Source organism: Streptomyces sp. NPDC058239 (assembly GCF_042882185.1).
Lineage (GTDB): Bacteria > Actinomycetota > Actinomycetes > Streptomycetales > Streptomycetaceae > Streptomyces.
The window spans coordinates 43,815-61,099 of record NZ_JBHVWS010000056.1 but is presented as its reverse complement, the minus strand read 5'-3'; the positions used below and the strand labels follow the sequence as shown (position 1 = coordinate 61,099).

At 69.4% G+C, this 17,285-nt stretch carries 14 protein-coding genes; 2 read left to right on the top strand and 12 right to left on the bottom strand.

Annotation, left to right across the window (positions count from 1 at the left end; translation table 11 throughout):
• Positions 1-91: 91 nt before the first annotated feature.
• Genes ACFVYE_RS38460 through ACFVYE_RS38410 form a run of 11 tightly spaced genes read right to left on the bottom strand, consistent with a single transcriptional unit; the run spans position 92 to position 14,076 of the window.
• Entirely contained in the window at positions 92-1,066 is a 975-nt protein-coding gene (locus ACFVYE_RS38460) for an acetylxylan esterase (RefSeq protein WP_383964806.1), read from the bottom strand.
• Between the two features lie 4 nt (positions 1,067-1,070).
• The gene (locus ACFVYE_RS38455) at positions 1,071-3,494 is read right to left on the bottom strand and encodes a polysaccharide lyase 8 family protein (protein WP_389608497.1); all 2,424 of its coding nucleotides are present in this window, start codon (positions 3,492-3,494) and stop codon (positions 1,071-1,073) included.
• Positions 3,495-3,504: 10 nt separating this feature from the next.
• Entirely contained in the window at positions 3,505-4,662 is a 1,158-nt protein-coding gene (locus ACFVYE_RS38450) for an SGNH/GDSL hydrolase family protein (protein WP_383964812.1), read from the bottom strand.
• On the bottom strand, positions 4,659-5,738 hold the full coding sequence (locus tag ACFVYE_RS38445) for a DUF1565 domain-containing protein (RefSeq protein ID WP_389608496.1): 1,080 nt from the start codon (positions 5,736-5,738) through the stop codon (positions 4,659-4,661). The genes ACFVYE_RS38450 and ACFVYE_RS38445 overlap by 4 nt, the downstream gene beginning before the upstream one ends.
• A complete protein-coding gene (locus ACFVYE_RS38440) occupies positions 5,735-6,337 on the bottom strand; it encodes a DUF624 domain-containing protein (RefSeq protein WP_383964818.1) in 603 nt (200 codons plus the stop codon). The genes ACFVYE_RS38445 and ACFVYE_RS38440 overlap by 4 nt, the downstream gene beginning before the upstream one ends.
• A 2-nt stretch (positions 6,338-6,339) precedes the next feature.
• On the bottom strand, positions 6,340-8,325 hold the full coding sequence (locus ACFVYE_RS38435; protein ID WP_383964821.1) for a hypothetical protein: 1,986 nt from the start codon (positions 8,323-8,325) through the stop codon (positions 6,340-6,342).
• A gap of 3 nt (positions 8,326-8,328) precedes the next feature.
• Positions 8,329-10,119 carry a heparinase II/III family protein gene (locus ACFVYE_RS38430; protein ID WP_389608495.1) on the bottom strand — a complete coding sequence of 597 codons (1,791 nt, stop codon included), beginning with the start codon at positions 10,117-10,119 and terminating at the stop codon, positions 8,329-8,331.
• Entirely contained in the window at positions 10,107-10,871 is a 765-nt protein-coding gene (locus ACFVYE_RS38425; protein ID WP_383964827.1) for an SDR family NAD(P)-dependent oxidoreductase, read from the bottom strand. The genes ACFVYE_RS38430 and ACFVYE_RS38425 overlap by 13 nt, the downstream gene beginning before the upstream one ends.
• 45 nt (positions 10,872-10,916) lie before the next feature.
• Positions 10,917-11,840, bottom strand: a complete 924-nt coding sequence (locus ACFVYE_RS38420; RefSeq protein ID WP_383964830.1) for a carbohydrate ABC transporter permease — start codon at positions 11,838-11,840, stop codon at positions 10,917-10,919.
• The gene (locus ACFVYE_RS38415) at positions 11,827-12,795 is read right to left on the bottom strand and encodes a sugar ABC transporter permease (RefSeq protein WP_327277172.1); all 969 of its coding nucleotides are present in this window, start codon (positions 12,793-12,795) and stop codon (positions 11,827-11,829) included. The genes ACFVYE_RS38420 and ACFVYE_RS38415 overlap by 14 nt, the downstream gene beginning before the upstream one ends.
• A gap of 12 nt (positions 12,796-12,807) precedes the next feature.
• Positions 12,808-14,076: an ABC transporter substrate-binding protein gene (locus ACFVYE_RS38410; protein WP_383964833.1), complete on the bottom strand. Its 1,269-nt coding sequence runs from the start codon at positions 14,074-14,076 to the stop codon at positions 12,808-12,810.
• A gap of 226 nt (positions 14,077-14,302) precedes the next feature.
• Between ACFVYE_RS38410 and ACFVYE_RS38405 the strand changes: the two genes are divergently transcribed.
• Together ACFVYE_RS38405 and ACFVYE_RS38400 are read left to right on the top strand one after the other, a co-directional pair.
• Positions 14,303-15,412 (top strand): LacI family DNA-binding transcriptional regulator, encoded by a 1,110-nt coding sequence (locus ACFVYE_RS38405; protein ID WP_389608494.1) that lies wholly within the window; start codon positions 14,303-14,305, stop codon positions 15,410-15,412.
• A 136-nt stretch (positions 15,413-15,548) separates the two neighbouring features.
• On the top strand, positions 15,549-15,875 hold the full coding sequence (locus tag ACFVYE_RS38400; protein WP_389608493.1) for an SIS domain-containing protein: 327 nt from the start codon (positions 15,549-15,551) through the stop codon (positions 15,873-15,875).
• 62 nt (positions 15,876-15,937) lie between these two features.
• Here ACFVYE_RS38400 and ACFVYE_RS38395 read toward each other — a convergent pair whose 3' ends face one another.
• Positions 15,938-17,284, bottom strand: a complete 1,347-nt coding sequence (locus ACFVYE_RS38395) for an endo-1,4-beta-xylanase (protein WP_389608499.1) — start codon at positions 17,282-17,284, stop codon at positions 15,938-15,940.
• Position 17,285 lies beyond the last annotated feature (1 nt).

Here is a 17,285-nt window from a genome sequence, read left to right as displayed (position 1 = left end):
AAAACCCAACACCATTCACCTGGACCAAGACGGCCGAGGAGATCCTCGACTCCCTCGCGCGTTTCTGCCAACGGATCTCCGGCGCAGGACACTAGCGGCCGAACACGCCGCGCAGCGCGTCGCGTTTGCGCGGCAGGTCGTACTCCGCGCCGCCCTCGTGCCCGTTGTACGTGAACACCTCGATCTCGGCCGGACCCGCATAGCGGTGATATGCGGCGAACACCGTGGACGACGGGCAGATCCTGTCCATCAGGCCGACCGAGAACCACGCCGGGGCACTCGCCCGTGCCGCGAAGTTGACGCCGTCGAAGTAGGACAGGGTCTCCATCGCCTCGTCGATCCGGAAGCGGTGCCCGGACAGCCAGCGGGCGATCTCCGCATACGGTCCGGCGTCCGTGATCTGCGAGGCACGCCGGTAGTGGCAGAGGAACGGCACATCGGCGACCGCCGCCGCGATGTCGTCCCGCAGCCCGGCGACGGCCAGGGCGAGCCCGCCGCCCTGGCTGCCCCCGAGCACGGCCACCCGCGAAGCGTCCACCGCCTCATGGGCCTTCGCCGCGTCCACCGCCCGCACCGCGTCAGTGATCAACCGCCGGTAGTAGTGGCGGTACGGGTCCTCGATGCCGCGGGTCAGGAAGCCGGGGGAGGACGAGCCGTGCCCGTCCGGACCGATGTCAGGGGTGTCCGCGGTGTTCTTGCCGCCGCCGCCCTGGCCCCGGTTGTCCATGACCAGATGCGCGTATCCGAGTGCGCTCCAGGTCAGCCAGGAGTACGGAATGCCCCGGCCGCCGTTGTAGCCGATGTACTGCACGACGGCGGGCAGCGGCCCGGAGCGCACCTTCGGCAGCATCAGCCATGCCTTCACGGGCTGCCCGCCCCAGCCGCGGAACGTCACATCGAGCACATCGACGGTCGCGAAGCCGGCGTCGTACGGGACGAACTCGGCGTCCAGGGGGTGGCGGGCCGTCTCGGTGAGCGTCTTCTCCCAGAAGGCGTCGAAGTCGGCCGGCTCCTCCGGCTCCGGCCGGTAGTCGCGCAGCCGGTCCAGATCCATGTCGAACAGCAAGGGTCTAGCTCCTCTTCAGGGTGAGGTTGAGCGTTGCACCGTGGCGTTCAGCGGTGTCGGCGGTGATCCGGATGCCGTTGCCGGTGGGTGCGGTGCTGACACCCGGATCGGCGGAGACGACGGTCAGACCGCGCTTCGCCAGGTCCAGGACCACCGAGGACCGCAGCTGTGTCGGGTCGGACAGTGACACCTTCACCGTCTTTCCGTCCGGTCGTACGAGCACCGAGGCGGGACCGTCCGAGGCCAGGTCCTGTACGGCGCCCGCGGTCCAGAAGTTCGCGGCGACCAGTCCGTCCGCGCAGCGGCGTACAGCATGCACGGCGGTGGAGCGGGCGATCAGCTTCACCGGAGGCGCGGACGACCACTGCTTCGTACGCTCGGCGGAGGCCGCCGGGGCCTGCAGCCAGAAGTAGCCCGCCCCGCTCGGCGCGGAGCCGTGGTCCTGCCACAGCGTCAGATACGGGCGGGTGACCGGGGTGTCCGTGCCGTACTTGAGGTTGATCTCGCGCCAGGTCGCGGTGCGGTCCTCGCGCAGGCCGTGGAGCGTGGCGGGCTCGGGGAAGACGTAGCCGCCGGTCCCGGCGACATGCAGCCACCGCACCTGGTCGAGCTTTGCCGACCAGCCGGCGTCCGTGGGCGCGGCCGTGCCGTTGACGAGCAACGCCGCCTTCGGGTCGCGGAGCTTCCGGTTCTCCACGACCGTCTCGGCCGTGCCCGCGTCGGAGGTGATGCCCGAGCCGACACAGGCGATCACATCGTCCAGGCAGAACCAGCTCTTCAGCCCGTGCAGCGAACTTCCGTACGCGCGCAGCTCCATGCCGTACGCGCCGAGCGTCGTCCCGGGCAGTGCGGTGCCGCCCGCCCAGTCGGCCGTGCTGGTGGTGCGCTGCCCCGCCGCGTCCGCGGGCCGGCCGGCGATGACGGTGGTGCCGGGCAGCCGGGTCGGGTCGACGGTCGGCCAGTAGTCCTCGCTGTAGTGCCCGAGGTCGTCGGTGTAGAGCAGGACCATGCCGTCGGAGAGGTGCCAGGCGTGCAGATTCTCGTTCTGGATCGACTCGTAGTTGTAGATCCGGGACGAGTACGCGGAGATGCCCAGCGCGAAGGACGGCCGGTGGTGGGCCGCCTTGTCCATCCGCGGGTGCTGCTTGTGCGCGACCAGCGGCCCGCGCGCAGGGACCGGGGAAGCGATGACCTGCCGGGCGGCGACGAGCGAGGCGAGGTCGGTGACGGCCAGGAAGTCCCGGTAGGTGTCCTCGGCGATCCACTGTTTGACCAGGGCGGTGAACCGGTCGGCCGCCTCGCCGGGGAAGCTCGGGATCAGCCGCACCACCGCTTCGATGACCGTCTGCGCCGAGACATGGCCCTGCTTGCTGGGGCGGGCGATCTCGCGCCCGCACACCGACGCCATCACATCGCCGCGGGCCAGCAGCGGGTCGAAGCCGTCGTCGACCCAGCTGCGGACGTTGTCGAGATCGGGGTCGGTGACCGTCCACGCCGTACCGGCGAGCAGGTTCAGCAGCCGGGAGAGATTGCCCAGCAGCTCCTTGCCGTACCCCCCGTTGTACGGGTGCTTGTAGTGCTGGAGGAACGAACCGTCGGAGTAGAAGCCCTCGCCGGTACCCTCCGCCGCCGCGCCCTCGTCGTTGAAGGCGAGGACACTGTTGGCACCCGAACCCTCGACGTCCGAAAGAGCGTCACGGACCCGGGCCAGATCGTCGCCGTTGTCGCGGAGCACGGCGTTGACGGCGACGACGGTGGAGATCCACACCCGGTTGGCACCGGTCGCGATCTGCCGGTCGGCCCGCCAGAGGTTCGGGTCGGGCGTGTAGTGCCGTACGGCGGTGGTGATCCGGCCCAGCCGCTCCGTCCCGAGCGCGTCGTACAGCAGCACTGACGCGTCGTTGAGAGCGAGCGCGGAGCCGATCTCCCAGTCCCAGTCGTTGTCGAACCGGGTGTGGCCGGGGCCGTATCGGTTCGTCAGCATCCAGTCGATGCCCGCCAGCAGCAGATCGCGCAGCGCGGTGTCACCGTACTGAGGAGTGCCGGGCACGGCCCACGCGGTCGCGACCGTGGCGAGCCGCTTGAACGATGTCGTGACGTGGTTGGAGAGCGTGGTGCTGGTCAGATCGGGGAACAGCCCGTCGGTACGGGCCGGGTCGAGGCCCTTCGCCGAAGTGGTGGCGGCCTTGCCGATCCTGGCCACGGCCGCGGCGATCTGCGGGTCCGTCAGGTCGAGACCCGGGCCGCCGGTGAGCAGGGTGTGCCAGCGGGTGCGCAGGGAGGCGGCGTCATCGACGACGGCGTCCCGGGCCGCCGCGTGCGCGGTGGCCGCGGTGAGCGTGAGCGGCAGGGCGGCGGCTGCGCCGAGCACCGCCGCCCCGGCGAGAACGGTGCGCCGGGTGGCGCCCGGAGTGGTGCCTGGGTTCATGATGCGGCCCTCACAGAAGGTGTCGGCGGTCTACGGCCGCGGCCAGCGCGGCATGACCGGCGGGGTTGGGGTGCAGTCCGTCGCCGCTGTCGTACGCGGGCAGCATCCGCGACGGTTGTTCCGGGTCGCGCAGTGCCGCGTCGAAGTCGGCGACGGCGTCGAAGACCCGGCCGGTCCGGACCGCCGCGTTGACCTGCTGCCGTACCGCTTCCAGTTCCGGCGACCAGCGGGTCCAGCCCCCGAACGGGGTGATGGTCGCGCCGACCACCCGCAGTCCGGCGTTACGGGCGCGAAGCACCAGCTGTCGGTACCCGGCCAGGATTCGCGCCGGATCGGTCTGGCTCGGCGGCTGCTGGAGGTCGTTGACGCCGAGATGGACGAGTACGGTCCGCAGCCCCGGAAGCGACAGCACATCGCGGTCGAAGCGTGCCTGTCCGTTCGGCCCGAACCGGGCGTCGTCCAGCAGCACCCGGTTGCCGCTGATGCCGAGATTGGCGACGGCCGAACCGGGAAGGCGCCTGGCCAGTTGGTCGGGCCAGCGAAGATCGGCGTCGTCCGGTGTGCCGACGCCCTCCGCTATGGAGTCGCCGAGCACCGCGATCACCGGCCCGTGCGCACCCGTCACCTCGACACCCGTCAGCAGGAACACCGATGTGGTGCGCACGCCGTCGACGGTGTGCGAGGCATGGGTGTTGCGGTGGAAGGACAGCGGCCCGGTGGGGCCGGGGAGCCGGGTCTCCACCGTCAGCGCCGCCGCTTCGGGGGTACGCAGACCGGCGACCGGATCACTGGTCAGCGAGGCGCCCGCGGCGATCCACGCCTGCCGTCGCCCGCCGAACGTCACCGGTCGGCCGGCCGCCGTCACAGGACCGATCAGGACCGGAACCGTGCCGAAGGCGTGCCCGTAGCGCAGCCGGACGGTCCCGCCCGCCGACAGCCGTACGTTGGCGGTGAACGTGCCGTCGGTCAGCCCGGCGCTCGCCACCGCGTCGGTGGCGGTCGGCGCGGTCTGCGCGGTCGACCAGGACGTCGTCCAGCGTGACCGGCCCGCCGCGCCACCGCCGGAAGCAGCTTCGGCGGGCTGTGCCCCCGGCGCCGTCGCGGCGACCGCGGCCAGCCCGGCCGCCGCCGTCAGTACCCCGCGTCTCGCGGGTCCCCGCCCGCTCACTGGGGGCACGCACCGGTCGGCGTGTACTCGCTGCCGTAGGTGCCGACCGCGTCGCCACCGGTGTTGTTGCTCATCGTGTTGGTGCACACCGGACCCTGCGGGGTGCGCATGAACTTGATGCCTCCGCCGGCGTTACCGGTGATGGTGTTGCCGTAAATACTGGTGTTGATGCCGTCGGTCGCGCTGTCGCCGCCGAGCCGTATGCCCGCGCCGACGTTGTCGTGAATGGTGTTGTAGCGGAAGATGTTGCCGCTGCCGCGCGCGTCCAGCCCACCGGAGCTGGAGTCCTTCTGACCGCTGCAGTCGTTGTACTCGACGTAGTTGTTGGTCGAGTTCTCCTTCACATCGACGCACTCATTGCCCTGGGTGGCGATGGTGTTGTGGTGGATGCGGTTGTTCTTGCTGATGTCGGGGGCCGCGTCCGGGGCGCCGTTCGCCCCCTGCTGCTCGGGGGCCGTACCGAGGTAGATGCCCTCGCCGTTCTTGCCGCCGCCGCCGAACTTGAAGTCGTACACCCCGCAGTTGGTGATCGTGTTGTCGGAGATGTCGGCGCCGGTCACCAGATAGCGCACCCGCAGGCATTCGTCGGCGGCGTTCTTCAGTGTCATTCCGGTGATCCGCAGACCGCCCACACCATTACCGGGAGTTGTGCTCATGACATAGATGAGCTTGAGGCGGTACCCCGACACATCGGTGGACGACCCGTGCAGCCCGTCCACGGTGAAACCGCTGAGCGTCGTCGAGTCGTGCTGCACCTGAATGATCCGGGCGTCGCCGGCTCCCTTCACCACGGCGTTCGACGGGCCGGTGATGGTGATTCCGGCGCGCTTGGTCATGACGTCCTGCTTGTACGTGCCGGCGGCGAGGTTCACGACCGAGCCCGTCGGTGCCAGGTCGACCGCTTTCTGGATCGTGGCGAGCGGGGCGCTCGCCGACGTACCGGAGTTGGAGTCGCTGCCGGACGGCGACACGTAGTACGCGGTGGCGGCTTCGGCGGCCACGGACGTCGGGGGGAAGACGAGCGGGGCGCCTGCGGCAAGCGCGGCGACGAGAGTGGTGCGTAGTACACGGCTCATGGAGTGTGCCTCCTGGGGTCTGCGAAGGACAGAGCGAGTAGTACGGGGATGCTGGGGCCGAGGAGCAGCGGCCCCAGCGGTACGACGAGGGAGAGCAGCGCGGCGGAGATCACCGCGCCGAGCAGTGCGGTGCCACGGGCCGCGGACCCGAAGCCGAGGGCCAGCGCACCGCGCGACCAGGTGCGGACCGTGCCGTGCGGTGACCGGCCCGCCTCGGCCGCGAGCGCCACATGATGGATGACCAGGGCGGCCGCGATGCCCACCTGCGCGGCGAGCAGTACGAACGTCCACGGCTCCGGACGGCCCAGCAGATGGACGATGTCGGCGGTCAGGATGATCCCCGCCGCGGTGGACGCCAGGGAATGGCGCCACAGGGCTCGCCAGTACTGCGGGAAGGCGCTGAACGCGTTGGTGAAGCAATGGCTGTCACCCTCCGCCCGCCACCGCTGCAGGGCGTGTCCCATTGCGGCGAGCGCGGGCAGCCAGGTCACGAAACCGAGCGACAGCACGGTGAACGCGGCCCCGGCGGCAGCCGGGTAGGCCACGAACTCCAGCCGCCGCAGCAGCGTCGGCCAGCCGGACGAGAGGGTTGCCTGCATGATCAGCCGACCTTTCCTGTGTACGGCTCCGGCACATCGAGCAGCACGTGGCCGTCCAGCTCCAGCCGGGTGGCCGCCACTACATGGGGGGCGCCGCCGTCGCCGCCGAGCAGCACCGCCGCCGCATCGGCCGAGACTGCGGTGGTACGGATGCGGCGGGCGACGGGGGAGAGGAGCACGGTCTCCTCGCCGAAGGAGATGCCCTCGCCCTCCGCGCACACGACCCGCTCGGCGGCGACCGGTCCGGCGCCCGGGGTGATCGCGGTGAGGAAGAGACCGTTCGACGTCCGCGCGGTTGTCGAACGCAGGGTGTGCAGCGTGCGGGTGAGACGCAGCTCCGGCGTACTCGACGTCGGATTGGCCTCGACCTCCGTGGCCTCGGAGACAACCGGACCGTCCAGCGGCGCGAACTGCCGCACCAGCGCCGAGGCCGCCCCGGACCGGATCAGCCGGCTGCCGTCCGGCTGCGGCTCGGTCGGCCGGTCGGTCTGGAGCAGGAACGTCCATTCCCGCTCCGCGTCCGCCTCGGCGAGGTCCAGCAGTACGAGCCGCCCCGACGGGGTGAACACCAGCGTCCGGTCCAGCCGCCGCACCCCGAGCCCGGGGTCGTACATCGCGGCGATCTCCGCCGTGGCGTGCGCCCAGCCGCAGTCGGGGGCGGCCAGCACATCACGCTGCCGGGCCTGCCGCTCGTACGGGATGTCCTTGTAGACGTGGTAGCGGTCCTCGTCCGCGTACCCCTGACCGTCCACCAGAAGCAGGTTGTGATGCGCGGCCCGCTTGCGGTTGCTGTAGCCCTCGTCGACCGCGAGGAACGCACCCTGCGAGACCAGCACGAACGAGCCCGAATCGGGGTGGTGGTGCCCCTGGTTGAGGGTCTCCCAGCCCCGCTCGGCCCGGTGCTTCGCCGACGTCTCCCACGCCTTGTGGCCACCTCCGGGGCTTGCCTTGAACGAGACGAGCGTGGCGTCGTCGTCCCAGCCGGTACGGGCCGCGAGCAGACCGAGATCCGGGAAGAAGGCCCTGGTCTCGGTGGGGCGGGCGCCGGCCACGGACGGGTCGTACCAGAGGTATTCGAGGTAGGCCTCCGGCAGAATCCCGGGCCGCACCCCGCTCTCCGCGGCTTCCTGCCACAGCAGTTCACCCGAGGCGAGATCGCCCATCCACTGTGCCTCCGGGATGCCGTACTGGGCAGCGAGACGGTAGTACAGACCGGCGCTGTGCCCGCTGCGCCGGTCGTGGCAGTCGCCGTGGTCGACATTGAACGCGAAGCCGGGGGCAGTCTGGTGCAGCCGGTAGCGGAAGGTGCGGGAGAGGAAACCGCCCCGCCCCCACCAGTCGATGCCCTCCGCCTCCTGGAGGAGATCCAGATGAATGGCGAGGAAGGGCACGCCGTAGCGCCAGTACACGACACCTTCGGCGTGCGAGCCGTCCTCGGGCATCAGATCGAGGACCGTGCCGAGGTTGTCCTTGGCACGCTCGGTCCACTCCTCCTTGCCCAGCACATATCCGGCCGTCGCCAGACCCGCGTAACAGATCCAGTTGTGGTTCTGCCAGTACGACGACGACCACCAGCCGCCCTCGCTCGCCACCGCGAACTCGTACATCCGCCGCCCCTGGAGCAGCAGCTTGTACCGCAGCAGCGCCCGCACCTCGTCCGGCAGATCGTCGCCGATCCACCGGTACGCGAGCGACAGATGGTGCAGCAGCCAGCCGGCGTCCAGATCGTGGTCCGGCATATGGGCCCTGCCCCAGTGCGGCAGCCGCACCGCGGCCTCGATCCAGCGGCGGCTCTCCGCCAGATGGGCCGGGTCGCCGCCGACCCGGTAGGCCAGCGCCGGGTTGGAGGCGGCCGGGCCCAGCCAGGTGATGCTGGCCAGAGGGTGCGTACGGGGCGGGGTCAGCCCGCGGTGGCGGGCGGCCTCCTCGTGCAACCGCACCTCCTGCGCGAGGCGCGGACCGGGCGGCGGGGTCGCCGAGAGCAACAAGGGTCAGTCCTCCGTCCGGAACCGTGCGGTGCTGCCGTCGGCCAGCACGACCGTCAGCAGTCCGTCACCGTCCAGCTGTACGTCGGTGACGGCAGGGCCCGCCGACGCCGCCTGATACACCGAGGCGAATGTGATCCGGTCCGACTTCGCGGTGAAGTCGACCCGGGTACGCATGCGCTGCGGATCGTCGGCCGGACCGGGGCCCGGCCGGGTGACCGGACGCACGGCCGCGCCGGGGGTGTGGGTGTGCCAGCCGTGCAGGGTCTCCTCGCCGTACCAGGTGGTGCGCACCGGACCCGCGGCCTGGAGCTGGATGTCCAGCGCGACACCGGGACGCAACTGCGCGGCGAGCTGCCGCTCGTCCTCGGCGGCCACGGTCAGCAGGTCGACCAGATAACTGTCGCCGAGCGCGACCCGCCGCACCGCACGCACACCTTCGTACGCCGTCGTCACCTCGGCCGTGACGCAGGAGCCGTCCGAGCCGAGCAACTTCCCGGTGCACTCGGCCTGTTCCGCGCCGTCCGCCCGGAAAGCGGGGTGGGCCTCGGTCGATGCGTACAGATCACGGAACTCGGCGTGGGCGTAAGGAACTTGACCGGGGTCGGGCTGCCACGGGGTGGTGTCCCCGTACAGATACAGCGACAGTTTGTCGCGGTGCCCGTGCGAGCCGCCGTGCGGACCGAAGTCCAGCAGTGCGTGGACGCCGGCGTGGTGCAGCACCGCGTACCCGGCGGTGGGGAACACCGTGACCGGCGTCGGCGCCGAACGTTCCGGCAGTGGAGGTCCCGCGAACCATCCGCCCAGCTCGCGGTCGAGCCCGTCGTCCTGTGCGCCGAGCTCGTCGCGGGCCCGTCCTGCCACCGCATCGAGAGCGGGGGAGGGAACCAACTGCTGTGCCAGGGCGGCAAGTTCGAGCCACTCCAGTGCGAGCGGACCGCGCAGATACGGACCGTCGTGCAGCGCGGGCAGAATGCCGCCCGGAGTGGCGATCGTCGCCAGTACGTCCGTCATCGCTGCCAGTACGTCCACCACATCGGACGGAACGGCCGCAGGGTCGGTGCAGCGCAGCGCCAGCAGCGCGGCCCGCAGCACGAACCCGTGGTAGTAGGTGCTGCCCTCCCACTCCCAGCCGTCATCGGCGACCGCGACCCGCAGATGTGCATACAGCCCGTGCTCGCCCTCCAGCCACTGCTTGGCGCCGTCCCACTCCTGGCCACGGGCCGCGGCGGCGCCCCGACTCGCCGCCACACCGGCGGCGTTGAGCCACGCGGTGTAATTGGAGGCGAGGTGGCCCTGACCGGTCAGCACGTCCCGGGCGTCCAGCGCAGCCCGCTCCAGGTCGTCGAGGAGCGGCAGCACCGCCGCCAGATGTTCCGTGGATTCCTCGGCGAGCGTGATCACGGCGTGCCCGATGTTGACAGCCCAGATGGCGTCGGTCAGCGCCTGATGGAAGAGCCGGCCGCGCAGCATCCAGGTCTGTGCCTCGCCGTGCCGCTCGGTGGCGAGCTCGGCGTACAGACCGGCGTACTCGACGAGCCGCTCCACCGCCTGAGCACGCTCGCCCCGGTGGGCGAGCACCCGAAGGTGCCGCGCCCACGCCTGGTGCGACAGCACCAGCCAGGCGCCGCGCACCGCCTCGTTGTCCACCCGGCAGCCGTACGCACACCGCGCACCGCCCGCCGGGAAGACCCCGGCGAGCAGGTCACCGTGGTCGAGTTCCACACCGTGCGCCAGGCAGACGTACGCGTGCCACCAGCCGCCCCGCTCCCGGGCGATGCGCCTCAACGCGGCCACACGCCACCGTCGATGTCCACCGTGGTGGCGGTGAGGAAGCCGGACGACGGCGACGCCAGATGCACGACCGCGGCGGCGACATCCTCCGGGGTGCCGGCCCGGCCGACCGGGATGCCCGCCTCCATCGCCTGCTGAGCCTCGGGCGCGGTGAACGTGTCGTGGAAGGCGGTGCCCTTGATGAAGCCGGGCGCCACGGTGTTGACCGTGATGCCTGTGCCGCCGAGCTCCTTGGCCAGGCCCTTCGTGAAGCCGCGGACACCGGCCTTGGCCGCCGCGTAGGCGACCGAACCGGGGCCGCCGCCGTTGTGCGCGGCCAGCGAGGACATGGTGATGATGCGCCCGGCCGACGACTTCGTCAACTGCGGCAGCGCGGCCCGCACGGTGCGGAAGGTCGACGTCAGATTGGTGGAGATGACCTGTTCGAAATGGTCGTCGGACATCTCGGCGATCCTGGCCCGGCCGATCAGGTGGCCCGCGTTGCAGACCAGGATGTCCAGGCCGCCGAGGAAGCCGGCCGCCTCCTCGACGAGCCGGTCCACATCGCCCGTCACGGTGACATCGGCCTTGAACGCTTCAGCCCTGCGGCCCAGCGCCTCGATCGCGGAGACCGTCTTCGCGGCCTCGTCGCCGGAGGAGTGGTAGTGGACGGCGACATCGGCGCCGGCCTCGGCAAGAGCGACAGCGATGGCGCGGCCGATTCCGTGGCCCGCCCCTGTCACCAGTGCGCGGGAGCCGTTGAGATCAGCAGACATGAAGTGAAAACCTTTCGATGACCGGCCGCTGGGGGCCGGAACCGGTCACTTGAGACCGGCAGTTGCGAAGCCCTGCACGAAATAGCGCTGGCCGATGAGGAAGAGAACGACCATGGGAAGGGTGGCCAGCGTGGTGCCGGCCATCAGGAAGTGCCACTGGGGGCCGTTCTCCGTCTTGAAGACGGAGAGTCCGACCTGGATCACCCGCAGGCTGTCCGTACGGGTCACCAGCAGTGGCCAGAGGAAGTTGTTCCACGACGACTCGAAGGTCAGCAGCGCCACAGTGGTGAGCGCGGGCTTGACCTGCGGCGTCATGATCCGGGCGTAGATCCTGAACTCGCCCAGACCGTCGAGCCTGGCAGCCTCCTCCAGCTCCACCGGGAGATCGAGATAGAACTGGCGGAAGAGGAAGACGGCGAACGGGGTGACGGCGCCGGGAATGATGAGCGCCCACCAGGAGTCCAGCCAGCCGCTGCCGCCCTGGCCGAAGATGTCGTTCCCGCCGGCCAGCGGCATGAAGCGGACGATCAGGAACTCGGGCAGCACCTTGGTGTACGTCGGGATCATCAGCGCGGCGACGAAGGCGTAGAAGATGAACTCGCTGCCCCGGAACCTGATCCTTGCCAGCGCATACCCGGCCATCGACGCCACCACCACATTGATGAGGGTGTGGCTGAACGCGATGATGAAGCTGTTGCGTGCGTACGTCGCGAACGGCGCCGCCTTCAGTGCGTCGACATAGTTTCCGAAATCCCAGTGTTCCGGCAGCAGTCCGGCGTCCTGCGAGGCGATCTCGACCGGCGTCTTGAGTGAGGTGAGCACCATCCAGACGAACGGCACCACCATCAGCAGCGAGACGACGGTGAGCGTCAGATAGAGCGCGATCCGGCCGACGGAGAGCGGCTTGCCCTTCGTCCGGGGCCGGGCCTTCTCCAGTGCCCCGGGCCTGTGCAGCTCAGTTGTGGCCACGGGTGCCTCCCATGATCCGCCGGTTGACCAGGGTGAAGCCCATCAGCAGTACGAACAGCACCAGTGACTGCGCACAGGCGTAGCCGATGCGGAACTCCCGGAAGGCGGACTTGTAGATCTCGAACGTCATCATCGTGGTGCTGTTGGCCGGGCCGCCGTCGGTCAGGATGTAGATCTGGTCGAACGACTGGAACGCGCTGATCATCGACGTGATGAGCACGAAGAACGTCGCGGGCTTCAGCAGCGGCAGCGTGATCGAGAAGAACTGCCGCACCTTGGACGCGCCGTCCACCGAAGCCGCCTCGTACAGCTCTTTCGGCAGGGACTGAAGCGCGGCCAAGTAGATGAGCATCTTCATGCCGATGCCCTGCCAGATGCCGACCAGGATCACCGAAGGCATCGCCCACGATGTCGACGACAGCCAGGCCGGGCCTTGGATCCCGAGGAACGACAGAAGTGTGTTCAGCAGCCCGTTGCCCGGGTTGTAGATCCACAGCCAGACCAGGGCGATCGCGACGGTCGCCGTCACCTGGGGAATGAAGACCGCGGTACGGAAGATGCCCCGCGCCCTCAGCCCGGTGTGCAGCGCCAGGGCCACGAGCAGCCCCAGCAGCATGCCGAACGGCACGGTGAAGAAGGTGTAGACGACGGTGTTGACGATGGACTTGCGGAACACCGCGTCGTCCAGCATGTCCCGGAAGTTGTCCAGGCCCACGAACTGCGGCGCCGTCAGCACGTCGTACTTCGTGAAGGCCAGAACCACCGACGCGACGACCGGCAGGCCGATCCAGAGCGAGGCGTGCAGCAGCGCGGGCGCCACCATCAGCATGCCGGCGCGTTGCCTGCGGCGCCCCGGACCGGTGGGTGCCCGGCCGGTACGTTTCTTCGCGACCGTGTGCTCGGTCGGGGAAGGCGGCCGCGCGGGCCTCGCCTTCACTACGGATGTCGCTCCCACAGTGACGGGTCCTTACATTCGGCCGATGGCGGCCTCGGCGAGCCGGCCGAGTTCCGCGATGGCGTCCTTCGCTGACTGGCCGCCCACGATGGCGGGCTCCAGCGTGGGCTTGATCTTTTCGCGGATCTCCATCCAGGCAGCGGTGCCACCCTCCGAGCACGCGTCGCCCATGCTCTGCAGGGAGAGATCGACGAACTTGTTCTCCTTCACATAGCTGGAGTCGCTGAGATCCTTCAGCCCGGGAACCGAACCTCGCTGCTTGGCCGCACCGAGGATCGACTCGGGCGTCGCGAGGTACTCGACGAGGGCACGGGCCGCCGCCGGGTGCTTGGAACTGGCTGACTGGGTGACAAGGGTGCCGCCCTGGAGCATCGCGGGCTTGCGGTTGGCGAGGATGAACGCCCCGAGCTTGTCGTCCTTGATCAGGTCCGGCGTCTGTTCGCCGACCTGCCTCCACAGTGCACTGGACGTCATCATCATCGACGCCTTGCCGGTCTGTACGTTGGTCGGGGCCCCGAGGTCCGTCTTCTTGGCGTAGACGGCGGAGCCGTCCTTGATCAGATCCTTGAAGAACTGCAGCGCCTCGACCCCGCGGGCGTCGGTGAACAGCACCTTCTTGCCGTCCGCGCTGAACAGCTGGCCGCCGTTGGCGAAGAGAAAGGTCTCCCAGCACTGGCGCAGATGGATGGAGAACGGGTCGAACCCGATCCGGCCGTCCTTCGTGAGCTGCTTGGCCACGGCGCGCAGTTCGGCCCAGTTCGCCGGGGTCTTCTTGATACCTGCCTCGGCGAAGTGGTCCTTGCGGTAGACGACGATGCGGGTGTCGAGGACGACGGGCAGTGCGTACAACTTGCCGTCGTACCGGGACGGTTCGAGGACCCGCTTCTCGTAGTCGTGCGCGGCGGCGAACTTCTCGGGCAGCTCCGCGATCGCCTTCTTCGCGGCGAACGGCGGGATCCAGCCCACGCCCATCATCAGCACGTCGGGCAGCAGTCCGCCCGCCAGCCCGGTGGTGATCTTCTCGTTGAGCTGCTCGTACGTGGTGTAGTCCACGTTCACCTTGACGTCCGGGTACTTCTTCCGGAACCCGCCCAGGATCTCCTTCTCCAACAGCGTCTTGCCGTCGGCGCCTTCGTAGATCGGGGTGAGCAGCGTGATCTCGCCTTCGGCCGGGCCGTTGGCGGAGCCGGCCGCCGAAGTGCCGGTGCCACACCCGCTGAGTGCGGCGGCAGCGGTGCCGGCACCGATGGCAGCAAGCAGCGACCGTCTTTTGAGTTCCATGGGACACCCCTCTTGAGGTGGAGATTGTGGATCGATCCAGTGATGGCAACTCAGCCATGGCTGAGAAACACTGGTAAATCGATGCACTGATGCTAGGAACGCCACGAGAGGGACGTCAACAGCTGATGCACATGAATTTTCAGGGATGTTAACGGGTGTACCGGTGAACCGAGTCCAGTAAATCGATACACTGCTAAGGTCAGATGCGTTCCGAACCGGAGGTGGCATGAGCGGGGTAACGATCCATCAGGTCGCGGAGGCCGCGGGGGTCTCCGCGAGCACGGTCTCCAACGTCCTCAACGGGCGCACGGACCGTATGCAGGCGGCCACGCTGGCCCGCGTTGAGCAGGTGATCGAGCAGCTCAGCTACCGGCCCAACCGAGCGGCCCGGATGCTGCGAACGGGCCGCATCAAGGTCATCGGTCTCATTGTGCCGTCCGTCGCCAACCCGTTCTGGGGGGCGCTCGCCCGTGAGCTGGAGGCAATTGCGCTCGCCGAGGGCTACCACGTACTGCTCTGCAACAGTGAGCGCGATCCGGCCCGCGAGCTCAAGTACGGCGAGGAGCTGCTCGCGGACGGGGTCAGCGGAGTGGTGCTGTGCTCCTCCCTTCCCTCGCTCGACCATGTGACACCGCTGCTCAGCCGCGGACTGAAGATGGTCGCCTTCGACCGCACCGCGCAGGCGGGCGACCCGCCGTCGCTGTCCTCCATCAGCGTCGACAACGCGATGGGTGCCGAGCTCGCCACCCGTCATCTGATCGAACTCGGCCACCGCCGACTGGCGTTCGTCTCCGGCTCGGTCAACAGCGTCAACCGCCGTGAGCGGTTGCGCGGCTTCCGGGCTGCCCTGGAGTCGGCCGGTCTGGACCCGGCCGACGCGATCGTCTGGCCCGGCGCCGAAACCGCCGAGTTCGGTGACAAGGACGCCGCCGAACTGGGACGGAACGCAGCCAGGGAACTCCTCGGCGGACCGCGCCCGCCCACCGCGTTCGTCGCCATCAACGACATGTGCGCGATCGGGATCTGCCGGGGCGCCAAGGACGCCGGGCGCAGTGCTGGGCAGGACGTCTCCGTGGTCGGCTTCGACGACATCCTCCTCGCCGACCTCTTCGAGCCCCCGCTCACGACGGTCCGCCAGCCGCTGCCGGAGATGGCCGCGGAGACGTTCCAGCAGCTGCGGGCGCGGATCGACTCGGCGCCTGCGGCGGGGCGGTCGCTGCTCATCCGGCCGAGACTGGTCGTACGGGAGTCGACGGCCCCGGCCCCGTCCCGCGTGGCCGCGGCGGTCCCGGAGCCGAGCGGAGCCGGGCAGCGGGTGGGGGGCCGGTCGGCGTAGGGAGCCGACGCCCAGGTCCCGACCGACGCCTGCGCTCGCCGCGCCGGAGTGCGGCAGCGCCGGCGAGGCGTGACGGGGCCGTATCGCGTACCGGGAGTTGCCGCTCGGTGGCGGCGGCACGCGGGGTGTCCGCGTCGTGTGCCTGGCCATCAGCCACACCGGCGCCACCCGCAGCACCGTCGACACCGCTCGCCGCGCCCGCCATGCAGGGGCCGAGGTCATCGGCCTCACCAGCTACGCCCAGTCGCCCCTGAGCGAGACCAGTACGCACACTCTCGTCGCCGGGGGGGGCAGGACCTCGTCTTCGGACTGGAAACCACAGCCAGCCGGATCGCCCACCTCGTCACCGTCGACGCCCTCACCCAGACCCTTCTCACCCTTCGCGCAGCCACAGCGGAACAGACCCGCCACCTCTCCGCCGACGTCACCGCCGACCACTCCTACTGACCGGCCGTCGGTGTGACACGCAAGAGCGCGGCGATCAGGGATCGCCGCGCCCTCATTTCGCTGTCGGATGCCGGACGGTCAGGAGGCGGTGCAGGCCCCGATCGTGGGCGCCGATGTGTTGCCGTCGGTCATGACAGTGAACCCGAAGGTCGTCGACGCCCCGGCCGCCAGGCTGCCGTTGCCGTTCGGCTTCATCGTCATCACATTGCCGCTGCCGTCCCAAGTGGGGCTGCCGTTCCAGGTCGTGGAGATCCGCTGCGGCGAGGTCACGGTCACCGGCACAGTCCAGCCGGTGATCGCGGAACTCCCGGCCTTCACCGTCACCTGCCCGTTGAAGCGGTCGCTCCAGGTGTCCGTCCTGGTGTAGGTCGCTGTGCAGGTCGCGCCGCCCGTACCGCCACCGCTGCCGCCACCGCTCGTGCCGCCGAGTGCGGATAGCACCGTGTCGTACGCCGGCTTCTTGCTGTAGTTGCTGTCGAACAGCAACGGGGTACCACTGCTGCGCCACGAGTACTTGTCGGTGACGCCCCAGACGGTGATGCCGGCGCAGCGCGACACGGCCAGACAGGCATTCACGACCTTGCCGTAGCTGGTGGCCTGGGCCGAACCGGAACCCTCGATGTCCAGCTCGGTGATCTGCACATCGACGCCGAGGTCGGCGAAGCGCTGCAGATTGGCCTGGTAGTCGCTGGGGACGGGAGAGGCGCTGTTGAAGTGCGACTGGAAGCCCACGCAGTCGATCGGCACACCGCGCTGCTTGAAGTCCTTCACCATGCTGTAGACCGCGTTGCTCTTCGCGTTCTGACCGTCGGTGTTGTAGTCGTTGTAGCACAGCTTGGCGCCGGAGTCGGCCGCGCGCGCGGTACGGAACGCCTCCTCGATGTAGCCGTTGCCCAGCTTGTCCTGGAACGGTGAGCTGCGCCGTGCCCCGCTGCTGACGTCCTGGAACGCCTCGTTGACCACGTCCCAGGCATAGATCTTGCCCTTGTAGTGCGTCATGACCTGGGTGATGTGGTTGTTCATCGCCGAGCGCAGATCGTCGGTGCCGAGCCCGCCGACCCAGCCGGGCAGCTGTGAGTACCACACCAGCGTGTGACCGCGGACCTTCATGCCCTTGCCCTGGGCGTGGCTGACGATCTGGTCGGCGGGGCCGTAGTTGAACGAGTTACGGGTGGCCTCCACGGCGTCCCACTTCATCTCGTTCTCCGGTGTCACCGCGTTGAACTCGGTGTCCAGAGTGGAGGCGTACTGTGCCTCGCCGAGGTGATTGGCCGCGACGGCCGTGCCGAAGTACCGTCCCTTTGCCGCCGCCGATGCGCCGAGCGTGCTCGCGGCATTCGCCGTACCGGCCAGCGAGAGGACGCCGACGGCGCCCAGCACACCTGCCGTGGTGACGACGAGAGCCCTTCGGATCCGGGTGCGCAGC

Bases quoted from the DNA above. Each gene is read 5' to 3' on its own strand.
- ACFVYE_RS38455 (WP_389608497.1), bottom strand. From the start codon at position 3,494: ATGAACCCAGGCACCACTCCGGGCGCCACCCGGCGCACCGTTCTCGCC.
- ACFVYE_RS38445 (WP_389608496.1), bottom strand. From the start codon at position 5,738: ATGAGCCGTGTACTACGCACCACTCTCGTCGCCGCGCTTGCCGCAGGC.
- ACFVYE_RS38440 (WP_383964818.1), bottom strand. From the start codon at position 6,337: ATGCAGGCAACCCTCTCGTCCGGCTGGCCGACGCTGCTGCGGCGGCTG.
- ACFVYE_RS38425 (WP_383964827.1), bottom strand. From the start codon at position 10,871: ATGTCTGCTGATCTCAACGGCTCCCGCGCACTGGTGACAGGGGCGGGC.
- ACFVYE_RS38410 (WP_383964833.1), bottom strand. From the start codon at position 14,076: ATGGAACTCAAAAGACGGTCGCTGCTTGCTGCCATCGGTGCCGGCACC.
- ACFVYE_RS38405 (WP_389608494.1), top strand. From the start codon at position 14,303: ATGAGCGGGGTAACGATCCATCAGGTCGCGGAGGCCGCGGGGGTCTCC.